At 34.7% G+C, this 3,707-nt stretch carries 4 protein-coding genes; all 4 read right to left on the bottom strand.

The features are described from left to right. Positions 1 to 190: 190 nt before the first annotated feature. On the bottom strand, positions 191 to 1,471 hold the full coding sequence (gene ispG / locus DEF52_RS05865) for a flavodoxin-dependent (E)-4-hydroxy-3-methylbut-2-enyl-diphosphate synthase (protein WP_070356735.1): 1,281 nt from the start codon (positions 1,469 to 1,471) through the stop codon (positions 191 to 193). A 4-nt stretch (positions 1,472 to 1,475) separates the two neighbouring features. Further along, the gene (locus tag DEF52_RS05860) at positions 1,476 to 2,117 is read right to left on the bottom strand and encodes a TRP75-related protein (RefSeq protein ID WP_151807754.1); all 642 of its coding nucleotides are present in this window, start codon (positions 2,115 to 2,117) and stop codon (positions 1,476 to 1,478) included. A gap of 197 nt (positions 2,118 to 2,314) precedes the next feature. Next, positions 2,315 to 2,860, bottom strand: a complete 546-nt coding sequence (locus tag DEF52_RS05855) for a hypothetical protein (protein WP_151807755.1) — start codon at positions 2,858 to 2,860, stop codon at positions 2,315 to 2,317. A gap of 197 nt (positions 2,861 to 3,057) precedes the next feature. After that, the coding region (locus DEF52_RS05850) for an Rpn family recombination-promoting nuclease/putative transposase (RefSeq protein WP_151808120.1) at positions 3,058 to 3,707 on the bottom strand (650 nt) is incomplete at its 5' end.

Genomic DNA, 3,707 nt, shown 5'->3' with positions numbered 1-3,707 from the left:
GTGAAAAACATTCCAAACTTTCTCTCCACTTTTTCTGGGTAAGGTCAGTCAAACCTCCATTTTTTTTATATCAATTTATTACTTTTTTTTCGGTTTGACACACTTTTTTGAACATTCCCAACGAAAAAAGAAAAACAAGGTTTAATTTTCTTTTTTATTTGCGATTTATCTATTAATTAACCGTGAAAGGTTACGTGTAATGCTTCTTCACATAATTATCAATAATTGCCTTAAATTCTTCAGAGACATTATCACCTTGTAAAGTTTTGAAATATTTGCCGTTTTTGTAGACTGCTGAAACAGGTTTTTCTCCATATCCAGGTAAGCTGATTCCCAAATTTGCGTGTTTGCTTTCTCCAGGACCATTTACTATGCATCCCATAACAGCAATGTTCATATGCTCTACACCTGGATTTTTTTTCTTCCACATCGGCATATGAGTTTTTATATAGCCATTCACCTCTTCAGTTAATATACGAAAACGATCGCTACTCGTGCGCCCACAACCAGGACATGAATTAACCTGAGGGTTAAAGTGTCGCAAGCCTATAGACTGCAATATTTCCTGACACACCACCACTTCATTAGTACGCGATTCACCAGGACGTTGAGTCAAAGAAGCCCGTATTGTATCTCCAATGCCATTTTGCAATAAATAAGTAAGCCCTGCTGCGGTATTTACCACACCTTTATTGCCCATACCAGCCTCAGTTAAACCCAAATGCAGCGCATAATTGGAAGATTTTGCAAGTGCCATATAAACTAAAATTAAATCTTGTACTTTGCTAACTTTACATGAAATGATTATTTTGTTTGAATTTAGACCAATTTCTTCAGCTTTTTTTGCACTATCAAGAGCAGACATTACAAGTGCTTTGCGCAGTATAACATCAGAAGGCCTTGAATTACTAAGCGAAGAGTTTTCATCCATCAATTTTTGCAAAAGGTATTTATCAAGACTACCCCAATTTACCCCAATTCTAACCGGAAGATCGTGCATTATTGCATACTCTATCACCCTTTCAAACTTCTCATCACGTTTGTCGCCAAAGCCTATATTGCCTGGATTGATTCTAATTTTACCCAGCATTTTGATGTTGTCTGGATAATCTTGAACTAATTTATCTAGCTCATATTGACCGCAGCCTACCAATATTTTACCGTCAAAACCTTCTTTATTTATCTCTTCTACTATATAAGGTATTGCTCTTGCTACCTCCTCTGAGTTCAAGGCAATTCGCACCAATTCTGAACCTGTACGCGCTAGTTCTGTTATCTCTTTTGCATAATGTTTTGCGCTACTTTTTATATTATCAGCATCTATATGCACGCCAAGCGCCATAGATTGTACAACTACAGGATTATTTCCGCCTATCTTTACTTTTCCAACTTCTACAACATGAGTTTTGTGCCTGGAAATCTGCGATAATTCATATGTATTATCATTCAATATCAGGTCTTTATCTAGCATATTATTAATGGCCAATATTGTGATAATATTTTACTGTGTCAGCTACACTGCCAAATGAACTTGAACCATTCAAACTATAAGCATCTACGTTATCCAAATTAGCAATAGAATCATGTGAGCACGTTCTTCTTGATGGAGTTTCTTTTATAGTGACATTTATAGGAGAAACTTTCTTTTCTCGTGTTGAAGTAACTTTCTTCTCTTCTTGTTGTTCACTTTCATGCTGCTTATTTTCATACTGGAAAACTGACTCTTGATCTATAAATACAGCACCCCTTAAACGTGCGATATTAATACCATGCTGATTTATCATAGTGCTCTCTTCATCGTCGACTATGCAAGCTTCCATGTCATTTGGCTCATTATCAAGACTAGCAATTTTTTTCTCTTTTAATTTTTTGATTAGATCTTCTTTATTTATAGCTCGATCTTGTAATTTTTTTTTCTTGAGCAATTCCCTACGCTTCTCATACAGTTTATATGACTCAGCAAAATCCTCATCTGTATGAAAGTTTGCACCACCAGGGTTACCAGGAGGTATGTATCTCTTACTGAGCTTAGATTTAGCTTCAGCACTATGCACAGTAAAAAAGCTAGAAACCAAAAACATTAATATAAATAAAATTTTAGAAAAAACCCTAAGCATATGGTGCTATAGTAAATATCGTGTTTTAAAAGATAGCAATTAACAAACTTTAAGTAAACCAGAATCTTTACTAACTTTACAATACAAATATTTTTCTAAAAAGTGATATGTTTGCTATCAAAAAAACCTACGCAGACTAAGAGAAGAGTAAGGTGTTACAAGTTGCGTAACACCTTTTCAAGAAAAGTGTTATGCAGCTATATGTTTGCAACTTTTAAGTTATTCTGTAGTTTTTCAGTACCATCGGTAGTATCTACATTACTAAGTTTTGCGTCTGGCGTATCTTTAGATAAGTCGTTTTTCTTCTCTTTATCAAGCTTAACTCCCTGATAGATACAGAATGCAACAAAACTAGTTATTGCTATTGCGGCAACAGCACTGACTATGATACAAATTGCCATTATTTTTTGTTGATCTGCTACTGCCTCTGCAAGTGTTTCCACTTTTTCTTGCAGGCCGTTTAAGTGCTCTTGCATAGCTTGAAACTGCTTAGTACCAATCTTGTCTTCTAATGCACTAAAAACTTTTTCAAACTGCTCAACATCTATCTTTTGAGCTTCTTGCCATTCTTTTAATGCACTAAATACCTCTTCAAACTGTTTAGCATCTATCTTTTGAGCTTCTTGCCATTCTTTTAATGCACCAAAAACTTTTTCAAACTGCTCAGCATCAATTTGTTGACTTTCCTGCAATGCTGTTATATCTGACTCATCAAAGCCAAGTACCCATTTAGTTATACCCATTTTTAACCCCCTAGTTAATTAATATATTATAATTTTACATTCCAAATGTTTAAATTATTATTAAATCAATTGTCATTATGTATTGATCTTTTAATAATTTCGTTTGACTTGCTTTTTGAAAGTGCGAAAACTTAAATTAAGGTACTTACGAAATACATGAAGAAAAATGCTTATTGTATTTTTGTAACCATTCACACTTAATTCTGCAATTCTTTGATCTCACTCATGGAGAGGCCAGTAAACTTAACAATAGTGTTGACATCAACATTATTAGCTAGCATTGCTTTTATGACTTCAATTTTTCCTTTCCGTACACCTTTCTCTTCAGCAAGATCAAGTCTGTATTCAAGGATGGCTTCTTCTTTCTGTAGATCCATCACTCTTTCTTCATAAGCTAGGAGATCTTTTTCACTCCAGTGAAACTTGTCTAATTCATCGTATGCTAGCTTTATTATTGGTGATTCCTCTGCAATTTTCTTTAGATCTTCATCTGTCGTTTCTTCTGCATGCTTAAAAAAGAAGCACCACCTTTCTATTGTGCTTTCTAGTTCCTCCACTCTGCTTTTTGAAAATTTAGGTAATTCTATAAAGACAAATTGAAAATCTTTTAAGTAATGGCCGTTGGTTTTTATATCACGTATATTGTGAGTAGAAATATACTCAACCTCTTCAGGGAATAGCATACCATTGGAAATAACAATGAAGAAAACCTTCTTTAAATTAATGTAATTTTTATCAGCCTGCCTTGAGTAAGCCTTAGCAGCATAGAGTTGTGCGCGCTTTTCAAAGCCCTTGTCGCGAGCGAGCTGGTCAGGTAAGGAAGCAGTATTACTACTACCCCCTCCCT

The sequence above is a fragment of the Wolbachia endosymbiont of Nasonia oneida genome, assembly GCF_009012935.1.
Classification (GTDB): Bacteria; Pseudomonadota; Alphaproteobacteria; order Rickettsiales; family Anaplasmataceae; genus Wolbachia; species Wolbachia pipientis.
Note: the sequence above shows the minus strand (reverse complement) of the source record. Positions and strands in the feature narration are given on the sequence as shown.